Annotated in this window: 17 protein-coding genes; 16 read left to right on the forward strand and 1 reads right to left on the reverse strand. The window is 61.5% G+C overall.

Going from position 1 to position 18,196, the window contains the following annotated elements; translation table 11 throughout:
* The first annotated feature begins 14 nt into the window (after positions 1 to 14).
* From iscA to UIA24_RS01275, 16 genes are all read left to right on the forward strand, one after another.
* Entirely contained in the window at positions 15 to 338 is a 324-nt protein-coding gene (iscA, locus tag UIA24_RS01200) for an iron-sulfur cluster assembly protein IscA (RefSeq protein ID WP_065761353.1), read from the forward strand.
* 8 nt (positions 339 to 346) lie between these two features.
* On the forward strand, positions 347 to 868 hold the full coding sequence (gene hscB / locus UIA24_RS01205) for a co-chaperone HscB (RefSeq protein WP_065761354.1): 522 nt from the start codon (positions 347 to 349) through the stop codon (positions 866 to 868).
* Positions 869 to 909: 41 nt separating this feature from the next.
* Complete coding sequence (hscA, locus tag UIA24_RS01210; protein WP_065761355.1) at positions 910 to 2,772, forward strand: Fe-S protein assembly chaperone HscA; 1,863 nt, start codon at positions 910 to 912, stop codon at positions 2,770 to 2,772.
* Between the two features lie 3 nt (positions 2,773 to 2,775).
* Complete coding sequence (gene fdx, locus UIA24_RS01215) at positions 2,776 to 3,117, forward strand: ISC system 2Fe-2S type ferredoxin (protein WP_065761356.1); 342 nt, start codon at positions 2,776 to 2,778, stop codon at positions 3,115 to 3,117.
* A 14-nt stretch (positions 3,118 to 3,131) separates the two neighbouring features.
* Entirely contained in the window at positions 3,132 to 3,332 is a 201-nt protein-coding gene (gene iscX / locus UIA24_RS01220) for a Fe-S cluster assembly protein IscX (protein WP_065761357.1), read from the forward strand.
* A 90-nt stretch (positions 3,333 to 3,422) separates the two neighbouring features.
* Positions 3,423 to 3,848, forward strand: coding sequence for a nucleoside-diphosphate kinase (gene ndk, locus UIA24_RS01225; RefSeq protein ID WP_065761358.1), 426 nt, complete (start codon positions 3,423 to 3,425; stop codon positions 3,846 to 3,848).
* Positions 3,849 to 3,876: 28 nt separating this feature from the next.
* Entirely contained in the window at positions 3,877 to 5,022 is a 1,146-nt protein-coding gene (gene rlmN / locus UIA24_RS01230; protein ID WP_065761359.1) for a 23S rRNA (adenine(2503)-C(2))-methyltransferase RlmN, read from the forward strand.
* 13 nt (positions 5,023 to 5,035) lie between these two features.
* On the forward strand, positions 5,036 to 5,794 hold the full coding sequence (gene pilW / locus UIA24_RS01235) for a type IV pilus biogenesis/stability protein PilW (RefSeq protein ID WP_099773610.1): 759 nt from the start codon (positions 5,036 to 5,038) through the stop codon (positions 5,792 to 5,794).
* A complete protein-coding gene (locus tag UIA24_RS01240) occupies positions 5,794 to 6,849 on the forward strand; it encodes a RodZ domain-containing protein (RefSeq protein WP_330522006.1) in 1,056 nt (351 codons plus the stop codon). Before pilW ends, UIA24_RS01240 begins: the two co-directional genes overlap by 1 nt.
* Before the next feature lie 3 nt (positions 6,850 to 6,852).
* A complete protein-coding gene (ispG, locus tag UIA24_RS01245; RefSeq protein WP_065761362.1) occupies positions 6,853 to 7,962 on the forward strand; it encodes a flavodoxin-dependent (E)-4-hydroxy-3-methylbut-2-enyl-diphosphate synthase in 1,110 nt (369 codons plus the stop codon).
* Between the two features lie 23 nt (positions 7,963 to 7,985).
* A complete protein-coding gene (gene hisS / locus UIA24_RS01250) occupies positions 7,986 to 9,275 on the forward strand; it encodes a histidine--tRNA ligase (protein ID WP_065761363.1) in 1,290 nt (429 codons plus the stop codon).
* Positions 9,276 to 9,314: 39 nt separating this feature from the next.
* On the forward strand, positions 9,315 to 9,956 hold the full coding sequence (locus UIA24_RS01255; protein ID WP_065761364.1) for a YfgM family protein: 642 nt from the start codon (positions 9,315 to 9,317) through the stop codon (positions 9,954 to 9,956).
* Positions 9,949 to 11,100: an outer membrane protein assembly factor BamB gene (bamB, locus tag UIA24_RS01260; RefSeq protein WP_218197067.1), complete on the forward strand. Its 1,152-nt coding sequence runs from the start codon at positions 9,949 to 9,951 to the stop codon at positions 11,098 to 11,100. Before UIA24_RS01255 ends, bamB begins: the two co-directional genes overlap by 8 nt.
* 116 nt (positions 11,101 to 11,216) lie before the next feature.
* On the forward strand, positions 11,217 to 12,683 hold the full coding sequence (gene der, locus UIA24_RS01265) for a ribosome biogenesis GTPase Der (protein WP_099773612.1): 1,467 nt from the start codon (positions 11,217 to 11,219) through the stop codon (positions 12,681 to 12,683).
* Positions 12,684 to 12,819: 136 nt separating this feature from the next.
* Positions 12,820 to 13,968 carry a pyridoxal phosphate-dependent aminotransferase gene (locus UIA24_RS01270; protein ID WP_065761961.1) on the forward strand — a complete coding sequence of 383 codons (1,149 nt, stop codon included), beginning with the start codon at positions 12,820 to 12,822 and terminating at the stop codon, positions 13,966 to 13,968.
* Positions 13,956 to 14,747 carry an amidohydrolase gene (locus tag UIA24_RS01275; protein WP_065761960.1) on the forward strand — a complete coding sequence of 264 codons (792 nt, stop codon included), beginning with the start codon at positions 13,956 to 13,958 and terminating at the stop codon, positions 14,745 to 14,747. Before UIA24_RS01270 ends, UIA24_RS01275 begins: the two co-directional genes overlap by 13 nt.
* 1,051 nt (positions 14,748 to 15,798) lie before the next feature.
* Here UIA24_RS01275 and UIA24_RS01280 read toward each other — a convergent pair.
* Positions 15,799 to 18,180, reverse strand: coding sequence for a PepSY domain-containing protein (locus tag UIA24_RS01280; RefSeq protein WP_330522008.1), 2,382 nt, complete (start codon positions 18,178 to 18,180; stop codon positions 15,799 to 15,801).
* Between the last annotated feature and the right edge of the window lie 16 nt (positions 18,181 to 18,196).

Consider the following 18,196-nt stretch of genomic DNA (forward strand, 5'->3'; position numbering starts at 1 on the left):
GTTAAGGAGTTCCGATGGCTATCAGCATGACAGAAGCCGCCGCCAACCATGTGCGGCGCTCCCTCGAAGGACGTGGCAAGGGTGAAGGCATTCGCCTGGGCGTACGTACCACCGGCTGCTCCGGTCTGGCCTACGTGCTGGAGTTCGTCGACGAGCAGGGCAGTGAGGACCAGGTCTTCGAAAGCCATGGCGTGAAGGTGATCATCGACCCGAAAAGCCTGGTTTACCTTGACGGTACCGAGCTCGATTTCGTCAAGGAAGGGTTGAACGAAGGCTTCAAGTTCAACAACCCCAACGTGCGCGGTGAGTGTGGCTGCGGCGAAAGCTTCAACGTTTGAGGCAGATTGTGGGTACTCCTTGTCATTTCGCCCTGTTTGACCTGCAACCTGGCTTCCGCCTGGACCTCGACAAGTTGGCCGCGCGTTATCGCGAGCTGGCCCGCGAGGTCCATCCGGACCGCTTCGCCGATGCTTCCGAGCGCGAGCAGCGCTTGGCGCTGGAGCGTTCGGCTGGCCTCAATGAAGCCTACCAGACGCTCAAGAGCGCGCCGCGACGTGCCCGTTACCTGTTGGCGATCGGCGGCCATGAAGTGCCGCAGGAAGTCACCGTCCACGACCCTCAGTTCCTGCTGCAGCAGATGCAGTGGCGCGAGGAGCTCGAAGACTTGCAGGACAGTGCCGACCTCGAGGGCGTGGCAGCCTTCAAGCACCGCTTGAAAGTTGCTCAGGAGGCCCTCAATGAGGACTTCGCCGCTTGCTGGGATGTGGCTGCGCAGCGTGAGCAGGCCGAGCGCCTGATGCGCCGCATGCAGTTCCTCGACAAGCTCGCCTACGAAGTGCGCCAGTTGGAAGAGCGCCTCGACGATTAACCCGGTGCCGCCCTGGCGGCCCCTCTGGTACCCGAATAAGCATGGCCCTACTGCAGATCGCTGAACCCGGTCAGAGCCCTCAGCCCCACCAGCGTCGTCTGGCGGTGGGCATCGACCTTGGCACCACCAATTCGCTGGTCGCTGCGCTGCGCAGCGGTCTTTCCGAACCACTGGCCGACTCCGAAGGTCGGGTCATCCTGCCGTCTGCGGTGCGTTACCACGCTGACCGCGTCGAGGTCGGGCATTCGGCCAAGGCGGCTGCCTCCAGCGACCCGCTCAATACCGTATTGTCGGTCAAGCGCCTGATGGGGCGTGGCCTGGCGGATGTCAAACAGTTGGGTGATCAACTGCCTTACCGCTTTGTCGGCGGTGAATCGCACATGCCGTTCATCGATACCGTGCAGGGTGCGAAAAGCCCTGTAGAGGTTTCGGCCGAGATCCTGCGGGTGCTGCGCCAGCGTGCTGAAGACACCCTCGGGGGTGAACTGGTGGGTGCGGTGATCACCGTGCCAGCGTATTTCGACGACGCTCAGCGCCAGGCCACCAAGGACGCCGCCAAGCTGGCGGGCCTCAATGTATTGCGCCTGCTCAACGAGCCAACCGCGGCCGCGGTGGCCTATGGCCTGGACCAGAATGCCGAAGGCCTGGTGGCCATCTATGACCTGGGTGGCGGTACCTTCGATATTTCCATCTTGCGCCTGACCGGCGGTGTGTTTGAGGTGCTGGCTACCGGCGGCGACAGTGCCCTGGGCGGCGACGATTTCGATCACGCCATTGCCAGCTGGATCGTTGAGCAGGCCGGCCTGTCGGCTGACCTCGATCCGGGCGCGCAGCGCCAACTGCTGCAAACGGCGTGTGCCGCCAAGGAAGCCCTGACCACGGCCGACAGCGTGCCGGTGGCTTACGGCCAATGGCAGGCTGAGCTGACCCGCGAAGCGTTTGATGCGCTGATTGAGCCGATGGTCGCACGCAGCCTCAAGGCTTGCCGTCGTGCGGTGCGCGACAGTGGCATTGAGCTGGACGAAGTCGGGGCCGTGGTAATGGTCGGCGGCTCGACCCGCGTGCCGCGTGTGCGCGAGGCGGTTGGCGCACTGTTTGGGCGTACGCCACTGACCGAAATCGACCCGGATCAGGTCGTGGCCATTGGCGCTGCCATTCAGGCGGATACCCTGGCCGGCAATCGTCGCGACGGCGGCGAGTTGCTGCTGCTTGACGTGATCCCGCTGTCCTTGGGCCTTGAGACCATGGGCGGCCTGATGGAAAAGGTGATTCCGCGCAACACCACGATCCCGGTGGCACGCGCTCAGGAGTTCACCACCTACAAAGACGGCCAGACAGCCATGATGATTCATGTGCTGCAGGGCGAGCGTGAGCTGATCAGCGACTGCCGTTCCCTGGCGCGTTTCGAGCTGCGTGGCATCCCGGCCATGGTTGCCGGTGCCGCAAAAATCCGTGTGACCTTCCAGGTCGACGCCGATGGCCTGCTCAGCGTGGCGGCCCGTGAACTGGGTTCGGGTGTCGAGGCCAGCATTCAGGTCAAGCCGTCCTACGGTCTGACCGACGGTGAGATCGCCCGCATGCTCAAGGACTCCTTCGAGCATGCCGGCTTCGACAAGACCGCCCGTCAGTTGCGCGAGCACCAGGTCGATGCTCAGCGCCTGATCGAGGCGGTGCAAGGCGCCCTGGATGTCGATGGTGACCGTTTGCTCAGCGCCGAAGAGCGTCTGGCGATCGAGCATCAGATGCACGAGTTGCGTGAATTGATGAACGGCACCGATGGCGCAGCCATCGAGCAGCAGACCAAGCGTCTGTCGCAGGTGACCGATGCTTTTGCAGCCCGCCGCCTTGATTCGACGGTAAAAGCCGCGTTGGCCGGGCGCAACCTGAATGAGATCGAGGAATAACTGATGCCGCAGGTGATTTTTCTGCCCCACGAGAAGTTCTGTCCGGACGGTCTTGTGGTGGAGGTGGAGCCGGGTACTAATATCCTGGAGTTGGCCCACGAGCACCATATCGAGATGGAAAGCGCATGTGGCGGCGTGTGCGCCTGCACCACTTGCCATTGCATCGTGCGTGAAGGTTTCGATTCGCTCGAGGAAGCTGACGAGCTCGAAGAAGACATGCTCGATAAGGCCTGGGGCCTGGAGCGCCAGTCGCGTCTGGCCTGTCAGGTATTCGTGGGTGAGGAAGACCTGACCATCGAGATTCCGAAGTACACGATCAACCTGGCCGCCGAAGCGCCGCACTGATTCAAGGAGCCATCATGAGTCTGAAATGGGTTGATGTACTTGAAATTGCAATCCAGCTTGCCGAAAGCAAGCCGGAAGTCGATCCTCGTTATGTGAACTTCGTCGATCTGCATCAGTGGGTTCTGGCTTTGCCGGAGTTCAGCGACGATCCACAGCGCGGCGGCGAGAAGGTTCTGGAAGCGATCCAGGCCGCCTGGATCGACGAAGCCGACTGAGTACGCTCGGCAGGTTAGGCAATCCCTAAGAACCCGCGTATAATTCGTGGGTTTAATTTTTCGCTTCACTTACTGTTTCTGGAGTTTTCCATGGCTGTTCAACGTACTTTCTCGATCATCAAGCCTGACGCAGTTGCCAAGAACGTCATCGGCGAGATCACCACTCGTTTCGAAAAAGCCGGCCTGCGCGTCGTCGCTTCGAAAATGAAGCAACTGTCCAAAGCCGAAGCTGAAGGCTTCTACGCTGAGCACAGCGCTCGTGGCTTCTTCGGCGACCTGGTTGCCTTCATGACCTCCGGTCCAGTTGTTGTCCAGGTTCTGGAAGGCGAAAACGCCATCGCTCTGAACCGTGAGCTGATGGGCGCTACCAACCCTAAAGAAGCTGCTGCCGGCACCATCCGCGCTGACTTCGCTGAGTCCATCGACGCCAACGCCGTACACGGTTCGGACTCCGAAGCCGCTGCTGCTCGCGAAATCGCTTACTTCTTCGCAGCTACTGAAGTAACCACTCGCTAAGCGAAGGCTGACGAGTGAGGGTGAATCCATGACGACATCGACTGGCAAAATCAACCTGTTGGGTCTAACCCAGCCGGAAATGGAAAAATTCTTCGACTCAATCGGGGAGAAGCGCTTCCGTGCCGGTCAGGTCATGAAGTGGATTCACCACTTTGGCGTTGATGATTTCGACGCCATGACCAACGTCGGCAAGGCCTTGCGCGAAAAGCTCAAGGCCTGTGCCGAGGTTCGCGGTCCGGAAGTGGTCAGCGAGGACATCTCCAGCGACGGTACCCGCAAATGGGTCGTGCGCGTGGCGTCCGGCAGCTGCGTCGAGACCGTCTACATCCCCCAGGGCAAGCGTGGCACGCTGTGTGTCTCGTCCCAGGCCGGTTGCGCCCTGGACTGCAGTTTCTGCTCCACCGGCAAGCAAGGTTTCAACAGCAACCTCACCGCCGCCGAAGTCATCGGCCAGGTGTGGATTGCCAACAAGTCGTTCGGCACTGTACCGGCCAAGATCGACCGTGCTATCACCAACGTGGTGATGATGGGCATGGGCGAGCCGTTGCTGAACTTCGACAACGTCGTCGCGGCCATGCATTTGATGATGGACGACCTCGGCTATGGCATTTCCAAGCGCCGGGTGACCCTGTCCACCTCCGGCGTGGTACCGATGATCGATGAGCTGGCCAAGCACATCGACGTCTCCCTGGCACTTTCGCTGCACGCGCCGAACGATGCGCTGCGCAACGAACTGGTGCCGATCAACAAGAAGTACCCGCTCAGCGTGGTGCTCGACTCGTGCATGCGCTACATGTCCGAGCTGGGCGAAAAGCGCGTACTGACCATCGAGTACACCCTGCTCAAGGACGTCAACGACAAGCTTGAACATGCCGTGGAAATGGCCGAGCTGCTGAAAAACGTTCCGTGCAAGATCAACCTGATTCCGTTCAACCCGTTCCCGCATTCCGGTTACGAGCGGCCGAGCAACAACGCTATCCGCCGTTTCCAGGACCACCTGCATCATGCCGGCTACAACGTGACGGTACGCACCACCCGTGGTGAAGACATCGACGCGGCATGTGGTCAGTTGGTCGGTCAGGTCATGGATCGCACCCGTCGTAGTGAGCGTTACATCGCCGTTCGTCAGTTGAATGCTGATGGTGATGCGCCGAACACGGCCGTGCAGAACTGAAGAGAGGATCTCCATGACCCCACGCGCTGCGCTGCCGATCCTGCTGGTCGCTCTGTTGGCAGGCTGTGCGTCGACCGGTGAGCCTGGTACGCCGGTCAGCAGCAAGGCGCGGGTCGAGGCGGTTCAGGCGTATGTGCAGTTGGGCCTGGGGTACTTGAAGCAGGGGTTGACCGAGCGTGCCAAGTGGCCGTTGAAAAAGGCCCTTGAACTCAATGCTGACGATGCTGATGCGCATGCCGCCCTGGCCCTGGTGTTCCAGGCTGAAGGTGAAGCCGCACTGGCAGAGCAGCACTTTCGCAAGGCGCTGGCGCAGGCCCCGGACAACACCCGAATTCGCAACAATTTCGGCAGCTTCCTTTATGCTCAAGGCCGCTACACCGATGCCGAGCAGATGTTTCGTCGCGCGGCTGCCGATACCCTGTATCCTGAACGTTCGCGGGTGTTCGAAAGCCTGGGGCTAACCGCCTTGAAGCTCGATCAGCGCGAGCAGGCGCGGGAATACCTGGAAAAGGCTTTACGGCTCAACCGTCATCAACCCCATGCGTTGTTGGAAATGGCTGAGTTGTCTTACGAAGACAGGCATTATGTGCCGGCCCGAGACTTCTACGATCGTTTCAGCCAACTGAGCGACCCCAATGCCCGCAGCCTGCTGCTGGGCAGTCGCCTGGCAACGGTGTTTGAAGAATCGAACAAGGCCGCCGAGCTGGGCCTGCAATTACAACGACTTTATCCCGGTACGCCGGAATATCAGCAATACCTGTCGGAGCAATGATGAAAGCGGCGCATCCCGAAGCAGTAGCAGCGACTCGCGAGAATCCCGGTGAGATTTTGCGTCAGGCCCGTGAAAACAGGGGCTGGTCGCAGGCCGAAGTGGCCCACAAGCTCAACTTGACCGTGAGTTCCCTGAGCAATCTTGAAGCCGGCGCCTTCGACAAGCTGCCTGGGCATACCTTTGCCCGTGGTTATATCCGTGCCTACGCCAAGTTGCTCGACATGGATCAGGCAGCGTTGGTTCAGGCCTTTGACCAGTGCACTGGCACCCATGCCCAGGGCAGCGATGTGCATGCCTTGGGCCGTATTGAAGAGCCTGTGCGGTTGTCGCATAACATTTTGCGTGGCGTAAGCCTCGTGCTGCTGCTGGCGGTGGTCGGCGGTGGTTATTTCTGGTGGCAGGATCAAACCCGTCGGCATGGCAAGGACCTGGCCACCATTGCCATGGAGCATGTCGAGGTCGAGAGCGCCGACGGCACGACGCAAATTCATCCGCTGGACGAGCCGGAAGATCAGGCCGTCGATGCATCGCAACAACCGCAAAGCACTGATTTGAGCCTTGAACAGGCCCAGCCAGACGTGGAAGCCCCTGCACCTGCGAGCGAACCAGCAGCGGCCGTGGCTCCAGCCGCGCCAGTGGCTGTGACGCCTGCCAAACCCGCTGCTGCAGCGGTCGTGCCTGCAGCGCCAGCCGCTCCGGCTGCACCTGTGGTACCTGTGGTACCTGTTGCGCCGGCCAAGCCCGTCGTGCCGGCCCCGGCCCCAGTTGTGGCCCCGGCTGCTGTCGTCGCGGCCGCAGAGCCTGCGGTTGCAGGCAGTGGCAAGGTGCATGTTCAATTCAATGCCGATTGCTGGACGTCAGTTATCGACGGCAACGGCAAGGTGCTGTTCAGTGCCATCAAGCGCAAGGGCGACAGCCTGGACGTCAGCGGCAAGCCACCGTTTGCGGTGCGCTTCGGCTACGCCAAGGGCGTGCAACTGAGCTACAACGGTCAGCCAGTCGACCTTGCGCCGTTCACCAGTGGCGAGACCGCTCGCCTGAAGTTGGGACAATAAGTCATGCACGGCGAATCTCCGATCAAACGGCGCGAATCCCGGAAAATCTGGGTAGGTAATGTACCTGTCGGCGGCGATGCACCCATTGCCGTCCAGAGCATGACCAACACCGATACCAACGATGTCGCCGCCACCGTGGCGCAGATCAACCGGCTGGTCGATGCCGGTGTCGATATCGTGCGTGTCTCGGTACCGGACATGGACGCTGCCGAAGCGTTTGGCAAGATCAAGCAACAGGTCAGCGTGCCCTTGGTGGCAGACATTCACTTCGACTACCGCATTGCCTTGCGCGTGGCCGAACTGGGTGTCGACTGCCTGCGTATCAACCCGGGCAACATCGGTCGTGAAGACCGTGTGCGTGCGGTGGTCGATGCGGCACGTGACCGTGGTATCCCGATCCGCATTGGCGTCAACGCCGGTTCGCTGGAAAAGGACCTGCAGAAAAAGTACGGTGAACCGACCCCGGCTGCGCTGGTTGAGTCGGCCCTGCGCCATGTCGAGCACCTCGATCGCCTGGACTTCCAGGACTTCAAGGTCAGCGTGAAGGCGTCCGATGTGTTCATGGCCGTCGAAGCCTACCGCTTGCTTGCCAAGCAGATCATCCAGCCGTTGCACCTGGGTATCACCGAAGCCGGTGGCCTGCGTTCGGGGACGGTAAAATCGGCGGTTGGCCTGGGCATGCTGCTTGCCGAAGGGATTGGCGATACTATCCGCATCTCGCTGGCGGCCGATCCGGTCGAAGAAGTGAAGGTCGGTTACGACATCCTCAAGTCGCTGCACCTGCGTTCGCGTGGTATCAACTTCATCGCCTGCCCGAGCTGCTCGCGGCAGAATTTCGATGTGGTCAAGACCATGAACGAGCTGGAAGGGCGCCTGGAAGACTTGCTGGTACCGCTGGACGTTGCGGTCATCGGCTGTGTGGTCAATGGCCCCGGTGAAGCCAAGGAAGCCCATGTCGGGCTGACCGGTGGTACGCCGAACCTGATCTACATCGATGGCAAGCCGTCGCAGAAACTGACCAATGACAACCTGGTTGATGAGCTGGAAAAGCTTATCCGCCAGAAAGCGGCCGAGAAGGCCGAGGCCGACGCGGCGCTGATCGCCCGCGGCTGACACCGTATCGCTAAGGATTTCCCGTGAGCAAATCGCTGCAAGCCATCCGTGGCATGAACGACATTCTGCCCGAGCAGACCCCGCTATGGCGCTACTTCGAGAGCACCGTGGCCGGCCTGCTCGACACCTACGGCTATCGTCAGATTCGTACGCCGATAGTCGAGTTCACCGAGCTGTTCAAACGCTCGATTGGTGAAGTGACCGACATCGTCGAGAAAGAGATGTACACCTTCGCCGACCGTAACGGCGACTCGCTGACCCTGCGCCCTGAAGGCACGGCCGCCTGCGTTCGCGCGGTGCTCGAGCACGGCATCAGCGGCGGCGGCCAGGTACAGAAACTGTGGTACATCGGCCAGATGTTCCGCCACGAGCGTCCGCAGAAAGGCCGCTACCGTCAGTTCCACCAGATCGGTGTCGAGGTCTTCAACCTCGACGGTCCGGACATCGACGCTGAGCTGATCGTCCTGACCTGGCGCCTGTGGGGCCTGCTGGGCATTCGCGACGCGGTCAAGCTTGAGCTGAACAGCTTGGGCACCAGCGAAGCCCGTGCGCGCTATCGCGATGCCCTGGTCGAGTTCCTCTCGGCACGCCTGAGCGAACTGGACGAAGACAGCCAGCGTCGCCTGAAAAGCAACCCGCTTCGCATCCTCGACAGCAAGGACCCGAACACCCAGGCGGTACTGGTCGGTGCGCCGAAGCTTGAGGAATACCTGGACGAAGAGTCTCGCGTGCACTTCGAAGGCCTGAAGGCGCGCCTGGATGCCGCTGGCATTCCTTACGTCATCAATACCAAGCTGGTACGCGGCCTGGACTACTACAGCAAGACCGTGTTCGAGTGGGTCACCGACAAGCTCGGTTCCCAGGGTACCGTGTGCGCGGGTGGCCGTTACGACGGTCTGGTCGAGCAGATGGGCGGCAAGCCGACCCCGGGCGTTGGTTTCGCCATGGGTATCGAGCGCTTGATCCTGCTGCTGGAAACCCTGGAGCAGATCCCCGAGTCGATCAACCGTCAGGTCGATGTCTACCTGTGTGCGTTCGGCGAGCAGGCCGAGCTGGCTGGCCTGACCTTGAGCGAAAAGCTGCGTGATCGTCTGCCGGGCCTGCGTCTGCAGGTGAACGCCGGTGGTGGCAGCTTCAAGAGCCAGTTCAAGAAGGCCGACAAGAGCGCAGCGCTGTTCGCCTTGATCCTGGGGGACGACGAACTGGCGCAACAAGTGGTAGGTTTCAAACCCCTGCGTGGTCAGGGCGAACAACAAAACATTGCCTGGGATGCTCTGGCCGAGCACCTGGAAGCTTCCCTCGCGCAGGCGTGAAGCGGGTCAACAGCCGATTTGGTGAAAAGGAGTATTGGGGTGTCGAGTACCGATGATGAACAGCTGGCGGCATTCAAGGACTGGTGGCAGCGTAACGGCAAGCCACTGGTAACCGGTGGCCTGCTGGCGCTGGTGGTGGTATTCGGCTGGCAGGCCTGGCAAAAGTACCAGGGCAATCAGTCGCAAGGCGCCTCCAACCTCTACCAGGCCTTGCTGGAAACGACCCTCACGCCGAGCGGTCAGCCTGATACCGCCAAGGTTGCCGAACTGTCCGGCAAGCTCAAGAGCGAGTTCGGCGGTTCTGCCTATGCGCAGTACGCCAGCCTGTTCGTGGCCAAGGTTGCGGTTGAAAGCGGCAAGCTGGATGACGCAGCCGCTGAGCTGAAGAGCGTTATGGACAAGCCGGCCGACGCCACGCTGGGCGAGATTGCCCGCCAGCGTCTGGCCCGCGTGCTGGCTGCGCAGAACAAGGCTGACGAGGCCTTGAAACTGCTTGATGGTGATGCCGACAAAGCGTTCCTGGCCAGCCGCGAAGAGCTCAAGGGCGACCTGCTGGTGCAACTGGGCCGCAGTGCTGACGCCCATAGCGCTTATGAGAAGGCCAAGGCGGCGCTCTCTGACGATGCCGCCATCGGTGGCCTGCAACTCAAGCTCGACGACCTGGCCAAAGGGGATGCCTGACGTGATCGCATGGAAACCTGCCGCAGTGCTGGCCTTGGCTCTTCTGGCCGTGGGTTGCAGCAGCAACAGTAAAAAGGAACTGCCGCCGGCCGAGCTGACTTCGTTCACCGAAGAAGTGGTGCTGAAAAAGCAATGGAGTCGTTCGATCGGTGACGGTCAGGGCGAAACCTTCAATATGCTCGTTCCGGCTATCGAGAACGACCGTATCTATGCTGCGGACGTCAACGGCCTGGTCATGGGCCTTGATCGTCTGAACGGCGACGTGATCTGGAAGAAGAAGCTGGAACTGCCGGTTTCCGGCGCCGTCGGTGTTGGCTATGGCCTGGTCATGGTCGGTACCCTCAAGGGTGACGTCATTGCCCTGGATGCCAGCACCGGTGAAGAAAAGTGGCGCTCGCGCGTTACCAGCGAAGTGCTGGCACCGCCTGCCACCAATGGTGACGTGGTTGTCGTTCAGACTCAGGACGACCGCGTGATCGGTCTGGATGCCAGCACGGGTGACCGCCGCTGGATCTATGAAAGCACCCCGGCCGTACTGACCCTGCGTGGCACAGGCGCGCCGATCGTGACCAACCGTCTGGCGGTTGCCGGGCTGTCGACCGGCAAGGTCATCGCCCTTGATACCCAGAACGGTGTACCGGTCTGGGAACAGCGCGTGGCCATCCCGCAAGGCCGTTCCGAGCTGGACCGTGTCGTGGACATCGATGGTGGCTTGCTGCTGTCGGGTGGTGTGATCTACGTTGCTAGCTACCAGGGTCGTGTTGCCGGCCTGGAACTGGAAAGCGGTCGTGTGCTCTGGCAGCGTGATGCTTCCAGTTCGGCAGGTGTCGCTCAAGGTTTCGGTAACGTCTACGTGAGCGAAGCAACGGGCGCGGTCGAAGGTATCGATGAGCGTTCGTCCACCGCACTATGGAGCAACGATTCGCTGGCACGTCGCCAGCTGTCGGCCCCTGAGGTGTTCTCCAGCTATGTGGCAGTCGGTGACCTTGAGGGTTACCTGCACTTGCTGAGCCAGGTCGATGGTCGTTTCGTTGGCCGTGAGCGCATCGACAGTGACGGCCTGCGCGCGCGTCCGCTGGTGGTGGGTGACACGATTTATGTGTATGGCAACAGCGGCAAGCTGGAAGCGCTGACCATTCGCTGAGTCTATGCTTGAGGCCTGCAAGGGCCTCGGGTTGCGGCACTTTGGTGCCGTCCGAACTCCGGCCGCTGCTGTGCAGCGGCCTTTGTATTTTTTGAATTTACGCAGTGGAGAGCCGCATGGTTCCCGTAATCGCCTTGGTGGGCCGGCCGAACGTCGGTAAATCCACCATGTTCAACCGCCTGACCAAGACCCGCGACGCCATCGTCGGCGACCTGTCCGGTCTGACCCGCGACCGCCAGTATGGTGAGGCGCGCTGGCAAGGGCGTTCTTACATTCTGGTCGACACCGGTGGTATTTCCGGTGACGAGCAGGGCATGGACGAAAAAATGGCCGAGCAGTCGCTGCTGGCCATTGAAGAAGCCGATGTAGTCCTGTTCCTGGTGGATGCCCGTGCGGGCCTGACCGCCGCCGACCAGATGATTTCCGAGCACCTGCGCAAGCGCAACAAGCGCTCGTACCTGGTGGCGAACAAGATCGACAACATCGATCCGCAGATGGCTATCGCCGAATTCTCGCCACTGGGCATGGGTAATGCCTTACCTGTGGCCGGTTCCCAGGGCCGTGGTATCAATGGTCTGCTGGAAACCGTGCTGGGTGAGTTCCCGCGCGACAAGGACGAGGAAGAAGTCGACCTTAACGTCGCCGAGGGCGAGGAGGCCGTGCGCATTCCTGGTCCGAGCGAGAAGGACGGGATCAAGATCGCCATCATCGGTCGTCCAAACGTCGGCAAGTCGACGCTGGTCAACCGTATGCTCGGCGAAGAGCGGGTGATCGTCTATGACCAACCCGGCACCACCCGCGACAGTATCTACATTCCGTTCGAGCGTAATGAAGAGAAGTACACCCTGATCGACACGGCTGGGGTGCGCAAGCGCGGCAAGATCCACGAGGAAGTTGAAAAGTTCTCGGTGGTGAAGACCCTGCAGGCGATCAAGGACGCCAACGTGGTGATCTTCGTCATGGACGCCCGCGAAGGCGTGGTTGACCATGACCTGAACCTGCTGGGCTTCGCCCTGGAAGCGGGCCGTGCGCTAGTGATCGCCCTGAACAAATGGGACGGCATGCAGCCTAGCGAACGCGACTACGTGAAGACCGAGCTGGAGCGCCGGCTGTTCTTCGTCGACTTCGCCGACATTCACTTCATTTCGGCGCTGCACGGCACTGGCGTGGGCAACCTGTATCAATCGGTACAGGCCTCGTTCAAGTCTGCGGTGACCCGTTGGCCGACCAGCCGCCTGACCCAGATCCTCGAGGACGCGGTCAGCGAGCACCAGCCGCCGATGGTCAATGGTCGCCGGATCAAACTGCGTTATGCCCACCTTGGTGGCGCCAACCCGCCGCTGATCGTGATCCACGGCAACCAGGTCGAAAAGGTACCGAAGTCGTATTCGCGCTACCTTGAAAACACCTATCGCCGGGTACTGAAGCTGGTCGGTACGCCGATCCGCATCGAGTACAAGGGCAGCGACAACCCGTACGAAGGCAACAAGAACACGCTGACCGACCGCCAGGTCAACAAGAAGCGTCGTTTGATGTCGCACCACAAGAAAGCCGAGAAGAAGCGCAAAGACAAGCGCAAGTAAGCTTTCAGGCCTAATCGCCGGCTGTGCCGGCGATTAGGATCACCTAACCTTTTTCCTGACCGTTCAATCCGCTATGCTCGGGGGCTTACCTCCCGTGCCGCCTCGAGCCGGATGTTCTGTGTAGAAAGAGGGTTACATGATCAGCAGCAAGTTGCCGAACGTCGGCACGACCATCTTTACCACCATGTCCCAGCTCGCCGCGCAAACCGGCGCCCTGAACCTGTCCCAAGGGTTTCCCGACTTCAATGGTCCGCAAGAACTGCTCGATGCGGTAGGCCGCCATATTGCTGCCGGGCACAATCAGTATTCGCCGATGACCGGCTTGCCCGCCTTGCGTGAGCAGGTTGCAGCAAAGATCGCCCGCAGTTATGGCGTAACGGTTGATGCCGACACTGAAGTGACCATTACTCCCGGTGCGACGGAAGCTATTTTCTGTGCCATCCATGCGGTGATTCGCGCGGGTGACGAAGTGATCGTTTTCGACCCGTGCTACGACAGCTATGAGCCGTCGGTGGCGTTGGCCGGTGGTCGCTGCGTGCATGTGCAGTTGAACCCCAACGATTTCTCCATCGACTGGCAGAAATTCAGCGATGCGCTCAGCCCGCGTACGCGGATGATCATTCTGAACTCGCCACACAACCCGAGTGGGGCGCTGATCAGCCGTGCCGAGCTGGACCAGTTGGCGGCATTGATTGCCGAGCGCGATATCTACCTGATCAGCGATGAAGTCTACGAACACCTGGTGTTCGATGGCGTAAGCCACGCCAGCGTTCTGGCCCATGAGGCTCTGTATCAGCGCGCTTTTGTGGTCAGCTCGTTCGGCAAGACGTATCACGTCACGGGCTGGAAAACCGGTTATGTGGTTGCGCCGCCGGCCTTGAGCGTGGAGTTGCGCAAGGTTCACCAGTACGTGAACTTCTGCGGCGTGACCCCGCTGCAATGGGCGCTGGCCGACTTCATGGCTGCGCACCCGGAGCATGTCGAAGAATTGCCAGCCTTCTATCAGGCCAAGCGTGATCTGTTCTGCGACCTGCTGACGCCCTCGCGCTTCACCTTCAGCCGCGCGGCGGGCACCTATTTCCAGCTGGTGGACTATTCGCAGATCCGCCCCGACCTGAACGATCTCGAGATGTCCGTGTGGTTGACCCGTGAACACGGCGTGGCGACCATCCCGGTATCGGTGTTCTACCAGCAACCTATTCCCGAACAGCGCCTGGTGCGCCTGTGTTTTGCCAAACGCGAGGAGACGCTGCGTCAAGCAGCGGAGAAACTATGCGCGATCTGAGCTCACTGCCTAACCTGAGCGTTGCCCTGGTCCAGACCACATTGGCGTGGCAGGACCGGTTGGCCAACTATGAACATTTTGAAACCCTGATGGAACAGGCCCGTGGCAGCGATTTGATTGTGCTGCCGGAGATGTTCACGACTGGGTTTTCCATGGACTCCGAACGCCTAGCAGAGCCTGAGAATGGCCCGACGTACAAATGGCTCAAAAGCCAGGCGAAGAAGCTCAACGCGGTGATCACCGGCAGTGTGATCATCCAGGCCGCGGACGGCAGCCATCGTAATCGGCTGCTCTGGGCGCGCCCAGACGGCGAAATCCTGCACTATGACAAGCGTCACCTGTTCCGTATGGCCGGCGAGCACAAGCACTACACGCCCGGCGAGCGCCAGGTGCAGTTCGAGATCAACGGCTGGCGGGTGCGCCCACTGATTTGCTATGACCTGCGTTTCCCGGTCTGGAGCCGTGACCCTCAGGACACCGACCTGCTGCTCTATACCGCCAACTGGCCGGCAGCACGGCGCCAGCACTGGAACCGGTTGTTGCCGGCTCGCGGTATCGAGAACCTCTGTTATGTGGCCGCGGTGAACCGGGTGGGTACAGACGGCAAAGGCTTTGCCTACACGGGCGACAGCCAGGTGCTGGATTTCCAGGGTGAGAGCCTGCTCAGCGCGGGAGAGGCGGATGGTGTATTTACCGTGGTGTTGAGCGCAGCCGACCTGGCAGCCTACCGTACGCGTTTCCCGGCGAACCTGGACGCCGACGTCTTCGAGTTGCAGTAAGCGTCATCGTAGGCAAGCCAGCTCCAACAACCTGTAGGAGCCGGGCTTGCCCGCGATGCAGACGCCGCGAACTCACTGGCACCGCGCCGAGGCTATCGCAGGCAAGCCAGCTCCAACAGAAAGTGCAACTTGTAGGAGCCGGGCTTGCCCGCGATGCAGCCGCCGCGAACTCACGGCCACCCCACCGACGCCATCGCAGGCAAGCCAGCTCCAACAGAAAATGCAACCTGTAGGAGCCGGGCTTGCCCGCGATGCAGCCGCCGCGAACTCACGGCCACCCCACCGATGCCATCGCAGGCAAGCCAGCTCCAACAGAAAGTGCAACCTGTAGGAGCCGGGCTTGCCCGCGATGCAGACGCCGCGAACTCGCAGTCACCCCACCGACGTCATCGCAGGCAAGCCAGCTCCAACAGAGTCCGCGCAACCTGTAGGAGCCGGGCTTGCCCGCGATGCAGACGCCGCGAACTCACGGTCACCCCACCGACGCCATCGCAGGCAAGCCTGCTCCAACAGAAAATGCAACCTGTAGGCGCCGGGCTTGCCCGCGATACAGACGCCGCGAACTCACTGGCACCGCGCCGACGCCATCGCAGGCAAGCCAGCTCCAACAGAAAATGCAACCTGTAGGAGCCGGGCTTGCCCGCGATGCAGGCGCCGCGAACTCACGGCCACCCCACCGACGCCATCGCAGGCAAGCCAGCTCCAACAGAAAGTGCAACTTGTAGGAGCCGGGCTTGCCCGCGATGCAGACGCCGCGAACTCACTGGCACCGCGCCGAGGCTATCGCAGGCAAGCCAGCTCCAACAGAGCCCGCGCCAGCTGTGGGAGCCGGGCTTGCCCGCGATACAGACGCCGCGAACTCATGGTCACCCCACCGACGCCATCGCAGACAAGCCAGCTCCAACAGAGCCCGCCAGCTGTGGGAGCCGGGCTTGCCCGCGATGCAGACGCCGCGAACTCGCGGACACCCCACCGACGCCATCGCAGGCAAGCCAGCTCCAACAGAAAATGCAGCCTGTGGGAGGTTTGCCAACGCCTGGGCCGTCAGGCGTCAGTAGACATCCCGCCGGTAACGCCCTTGCTCGATCAGGTGCTCAACCTCGGCAGTGCCCAGCACTTCCTTCAGCAGCGCATCGACCCCACCAGCCATGCCGTGCAGGCTACCGCACACATAAAGCGACGCCCCTTCGGCCAGCCATTGGCGCAACTCTGCCGCCTGTTCGCGCAGGCGATCCTGTACGTAGACCTTTTCTGCCTGATCACGGGAGAACGCCAGGTCCAGGCGTGCCAGTTCACCCGTACGCAACCACCCTTGCAGCTCTTCCCGGCAGAGGAAGTCGTGTGCTTCGTTACGCTCGCCGAACAGCAACCAGTTACGCCGCTCGCCTGCTTCGATACGCGCTTTGAGCAGGCTGCGCAGGCCTGCCAGCCCTGTGCCGTTGCCGATCAGAATCAGCGGTGCAGGCGTTGCCGGGAGGTGGAAGCCGCTGTTACGTCGCAGGCGCAGGTTGATTGGGCCGGCCAGCGGCGCGTGTTCGGTCAGCCAGCCTGACCCCAGGCCCAGTGCGCCATCAGGGTGTTGCTCCTGGCGCACGATCAACTCCAGCATGCCATCGCTGGCAATCGAGGCGATCGAGTACTCCCGGGGGCTGATCGCAGGGTTGTTCTGCGGCAGGATCTCTACCAGATCACCCGCTTCCCAACGTGCCGGTTGTGCTGGCATCAGCCCGAGCAGGTACACGGCTGACCCTTGGCTTCCTGGGTTGAGCCGTTCGCGCCGGGTGAGCGTCCAGGTTTCGAAGGCTGGTGCTTGCCAGTTACTGGCGACTGGGCTGCCGGTCAACTGTGCCAGTTGTTCTTGCCACTGCTGCAGGGCGTGTGGGTCGGCGTTATCCACTTCTACCGGGGCGAAGCGGGCTTTGGCCCCGCGTGTTCCCAGCCAGTCATGCAGGCGTTTGGCGAAACCGCAGAATTGCGTGTATTGACGGTCACCGAGGGCGAGCAGGGCATAGTCGAGTGAGCCCAGCGCCCAGGGCTGGCCGAGCACCTTGCGCTCGAACGTACGGGCGCTGTCCGGTGCTTCGCCGTCGCCAAAGGTACTCACCACGAACAGGGCCTTGTTCGCCTGGCGCAGGTCGGTTTCGCTCAAGTCAGCCAAGGCTCGCACGTTTACCGCAAAGCCCGCCGCCTGCAACTGCCCGGCGCTTTGCCAGGCCAGTTGTTCGGCGAAACCGCTCTGGCTGGCAAAGCCCACCAACCAGCTGTTTTCACCCGATGCAGGCGTGGTCATACCGTTGCGTGCGACGCGGATCTGGCGTTTCTTGCGCCGACGGTCGAGGTACAGCAACCAGCCAGTGATGAAGAACAGTGGCATGCTCAGGCTGGCCAGCATCATCAGGATGCGCCCGGTCAGGCCGAAGTAACTGCCGACGTGCAGGGCATAGACACTGGCCAGCAGTTGCGCCTTGAACGACTTGTCGGTGAAGCGTTCGTGTTTACGCACCTGACCGGTGGCAGGGTCGAGTGTCAGGGTGTTGAAGGCTCTTTCGTGATCGGAATTTTCAAGCAGGTAGAACAGGGTGGCCGGTTGCCCACCTGCAGGCGGCAGGCGCAGGTTGTAGGTGCTCAGGCCTGGCCCGGCAGCCGTTTGCAGGCTGGACCAGATCGCATCGTAGTCAACCACCAGAGGCGGTGCGTTCTTGTCTGGCGCAGGTGGGCGGCCGCGGCCTTCACCGCGTTTGCGTTGCTCGCCCGCCACCGGCCCGTCGGCCAGCAGTTTGTTCAGGCCTTCGCGGTACCACTCGTAAGACCAGAACAGGCCCGTCAGTGCTGCGAGCAGGTAGAACACCAGGCACCAGGTGCCGGCAACCGCGTGCAGGTCCCAGTTGAAGGCGCGGCCTTTTTTCGCCCAGTCCAGGGTCAGCCAGTTACGCCAGTTCAGCGCTTGGCGCGGCCAGCGCAGGTAGAGGCCAGAAAGGCAGAAGAACACCAGCATCAGGGTGCAGGCGCCGGTGATCTGCCGACCGGTGTCGCCGATGGCCAGGAATCGGTGCAGTTGCAGCATCAGGCCGAAAAAGTCCTGGCCACTGACATCGCCTTGCAGCGCGCCAGTGTATGGGTCGGCATAGCGCATTTCGCCTCGCCGCTCGCCAGGTGGCGGGGTGAAGAATACCCGCGCGGCGTTATCGGTGCGGGTATCGACCCAGAGCATGGCAACCTTGTCGCCGTGCTCGGCCTCTACCCGGCGTACCAGTTCAGCCGGCGGCAATACACCGCCTTCACGCACGTGAACCTTGAGGGCTTCGGGGTTGAACAGACGCAGCAGCTCATCCTGAAATGACACCGCTGCGCCGGTAATGCCCATCAGTGCGAGTACCAGGCCTGCGGTGATACCGAAGAACCAGTGCAGTTGAAACAGGGTTTTTTTCACCACATCGACCACCTTGTCT

Source organism: Pseudomonas sp. AL 58, assembly GCF_036348395.1.
Lineage (GTDB): Bacteria > Pseudomonadota > Gammaproteobacteria > Pseudomonadales > Pseudomonadaceae > Aquipseudomonas > Aquipseudomonas defluvii.

What these genes read in the sequence shown, in the direction of transcription:
- iscA (WP_065761353.1), top strand. Translation starts at nt 15, where the DNA reads ATGGCTATCAGCATGACAGAAGCCGCCGCCAACCATGTGCGGCGCTCC.
- hscA (WP_065761355.1), top strand. Translation starts at nt 910, where the DNA reads ATGGCCCTACTGCAGATCGCTGAACCCGGTCAGAGCCCTCAGCCCCAC.
- fdx (WP_065761356.1), top strand. Translation starts at nt 2,776, where the DNA reads ATGCCGCAGGTGATTTTTCTGCCCCACGAGAAGTTCTGTCCGGACGGT.
- iscX (WP_065761357.1), top strand. Translation starts at nt 3,132, where the DNA reads ATGAGTCTGAAATGGGTTGATGTACTTGAAATTGCAATCCAGCTTGCC.
- ndk (WP_065761358.1), top strand. Translation starts at nt 3,423, where the DNA reads ATGGCTGTTCAACGTACTTTCTCGATCATCAAGCCTGACGCAGTTGCC.
- rlmN (WP_065761359.1), top strand. Translation starts at nt 3,877, where the DNA reads ATGACGACATCGACTGGCAAAATCAACCTGTTGGGTCTAACCCAGCCG.
- pilW (WP_099773610.1), top strand. Translation starts at nt 5,036, where the DNA reads ATGACCCCACGCGCTGCGCTGCCGATCCTGCTGGTCGCTCTGTTGGCA.
- UIA24_RS01240 (WP_330522006.1), top strand. Translation starts at nt 5,794, where the DNA reads ATGAAAGCGGCGCATCCCGAAGCAGTAGCAGCGACTCGCGAGAATCCC.
- ispG (WP_065761362.1), top strand. Translation starts at nt 6,853, where the DNA reads ATGCACGGCGAATCTCCGATCAAACGGCGCGAATCCCGGAAAATCTGG.
- bamB (WP_218197067.1), top strand. Translation starts at nt 9,949, where the DNA reads ATGCCTGACGTGATCGCATGGAAACCTGCCGCAGTGCTGGCCTTGGCT.
- der (WP_099773612.1), top strand. Translation starts at nt 11,217, where the DNA reads ATGGTTCCCGTAATCGCCTTGGTGGGCCGGCCGAACGTCGGTAAATCC.
- UIA24_RS01270 (WP_065761961.1), top strand. Translation starts at nt 12,820, where the DNA reads ATGATCAGCAGCAAGTTGCCGAACGTCGGCACGACCATCTTTACCACC.
- UIA24_RS01275 (WP_065761960.1), top strand. Translation starts at nt 13,956, where the DNA reads ATGCGCGATCTGAGCTCACTGCCTAACCTGAGCGTTGCCCTGGTCCAG.